This is a genomic window from Bradyrhizobium sp. P2_E8 (assembly GCF_056403875.1).
Genome location: NZ_JBFUES010001043.1, coordinates 1 through 2,507, shown reverse-complemented (window position 1 = coordinate 2,507; position 2,507 = coordinate 1). Strand labels below are relative to the sequence as shown.

Genomic DNA, 2,507 nt, shown 5'->3' with positions numbered 1-2,507 from the left:
CCATTGGCGAGATCGAGAACGTCAGCCACGTATTCCATCCCGACGGCCGGTTAGCGGCTTCGAATTCGCCATAGCCCTTCAGATTGAGGTAGCCCTGCATGTCTCCAACGGGAAACAAATATCCGATCTGCGGGCCGACGCCGAAAACACGCGACCGGAAACCGCCCAGGATCGGGCTTTGGCCAAAATCGTCGGTGACCTGCTGATAGGCGTATCCGACGATGCCGACGAAGACCTGTTTCGAGAGAAATTTCGAAGCGCCCCAGTCGACATGGAAGTCGATGCCGCTCTGGTACTGCGTATCCTGGTTCTTGAAGTTGTAGGTGAAGCCGGCGACGGCTGAGAATTCGTGCCCGGTCGCCGGGTTGAAATAGGTGTAGCCGCCGCCGCCGTCGATCGCACCGTGACCGATGCCGAGGTTGGAAAGCCGCGTGGGGTCATAGGCGCCCACCGGAATGTCGCCGGTCACGTAGGTCATGTAGTTATGCACGCCGGCATTCCACTTCAGCGTAATCTGCGGATACAGGTCGCCGACCGACGTGAGTGAATCCGAAATGCTTCCCGTGCGGGTCGTCACCAAGGGGCCGAGTACGTTGGTGAGCGTTCCGTCGATGCCGGTGCTGGCTTGGCCAAAGAGGCCGGTGATGCCAATCGCCAATTGTCCGCCCAGCACCGGTGTGCCGAACGTGTAGGTGGGGTTGAGAAGAATGAGATCGGCTTGCGCGTTCAGGCTTGCATTGAAATCGACGTTCACGTTTGCCGGGAACCGGCCGATCTGAATCTGCCGTGCCGCGGCAACGGCGCCGGATGCTTCGACCGAGGTGTGATAATACACCGCGGCCATCGACCAGCCGGGCACGCCGGGGAGGGCTGCGAGGCTGCCGAAGCGGCCGGGGAGCCAGTAGGAAACGCCGGTTTCGTCGGCCCGGGAAATTTGAGGAACGAGAGAAAGCAGAGCGGCAACTGCTCCAACACTCAAACATAGTCGCCACCGACTGGTTTCCACTTGCGAATTTTTGTGATGCATGCACTGCCTCCCAACGCTCAAAGCCAATAATGCGTCGCCTTGTTAGTTCGCCGCCACGACCGCCGGCGGCTTCCAGGTACCATTGCCCGGGGGCAGGATCGAAGGTGCTTCGGTCTTCGGCCAGTACAGCCGCATGACGAGGTAAATCTCGCCGTTCGGCGCGGGAAGCCAGTTCGATTCCTTGTCGGTACCTGGCGATTTGTTCTGGATGTACAGCGTCAGCGAGCCGTCGGCATTCTTCTTCATACTTGGCAGCATCGGGGAATTGATCAGGTAGCGATTGATCGGATTCTCGATCAGCAACTGCGTTTTGCCGTCGTACATGGTCAGCGACCAGAAGGCATTTACCGGAGGCTGCAGGCCGGCGGGAAATGTCAGTGTGTAATTGTGTTTGCTGCCGTCAAGCGGCTGGCCGCCGCTGTCGACGCGCGTGAGCGGATAGGTCGCTTCCGCCGGATCGTTGCCGTAGATGCCGGCCTTTGCGGCGACGGCGCGCTTCAGCCAGTCGCCATTGTAATGGGCGCTGTCTCCCGGCATCGCGCCGACCCGCCACCCGTTGATCGCCGTGCCGACCCCGGCTACGGCTTCCTCAACCTTCTTCTCGCCTTCCTTCATGCCGAGGCCGACTTCGAGCTTTTGCTCCAGCGGGAGATCCTTGAAGTTGAAGGTCTTGCCCGGCCCGACGCCGATGCTTGCAAGCTTGGCGCGTATCTCCTTCTCATTCTCCTGGGCGGGCGCGAACTGCAGCGCGAAATCGAGAAATTCGAAGAAATTCGTCTTCACCAGTTCCTTGTCGATCTTCGGAAAATCGATGGCCGGCGCGGCCGGCGGCGGCGCCTGCTTCAAAAAGGCGGAAAGTGTCTGCACCTTATAGCCCGCCTGCACCTTCTTTACGTTATCCAGGTCATCCGGATTGAAGAGCTGTGTCCGGTAGATGGCGATCGACAACCGCGTGCCGGATCGGAACATCTTCTTTATCCCGGCCGGCATGTCTCCCTTCCAGTCCGGTCCGACCACCATGTAGTCGCCGGCGTTGCTGCCGGTGGCCCGGCTGCCGATATAGCCGTAATTGTAGGTGTTGCCGTCGCAGAGCTGGATCGAGTAGTAGCGCTTCGGATCGACCGCCGGTACTGAAAGGACAATCGGCTCCGCACCCAGATCCAGCCACCCCAGCGAATAGGGCGTGTCGCTGTTCGGCGTGACGACGGCGGTGTCCTTGTAGGTGAAGACGTTGGGTTCGTTCTTGATCTGATTGAACGGTGCCTTAAACTGCCCTGAATTTCGGTCGACGGCATATTCATACATGACGCCGTAGTTCATCACGATCGGCAGACCGAAGATGAATCCAGCCTCGGCAATGTCCTTTGCCTTGAGGAAACCTGACCGGTCGGCCTGCGCTAACGCAGGGACAGAACCTGCTGCCGTGACTGACATTGCAGCCATCGCAGCGGAACGGAGAAGATCGCGTTTTGTCAACATG

2 protein-coding genes are annotated in these 2,507 nt (G+C 59.5%); both read right to left on the bottom strand.

Going from position 1 to position 2,507, the window contains the following annotated elements; all coding sequences use genetic code 11:
* Nucleotides 1-1,027 (bottom strand): SphA family protein (locus tag AC1D00_RS36360; protein ID WP_477013990.1); only part of this gene is annotated, 1,027 nt, incomplete at its 3' end.
* Between the two features lie 42 nt (nucleotides 1,028-1,069).
* Nucleotides 1,070-2,506 (bottom strand): DUF1254 domain-containing protein, encoded by a 1,437-nt coding sequence (locus AC1D00_RS36355; RefSeq protein ID WP_477013989.1) that lies wholly within the window; start codon nucleotides 2,504-2,506, stop codon nucleotides 1,070-1,072.
* Between the last annotated feature and the right edge of the window lies 1 nt (nucleotide 2,507).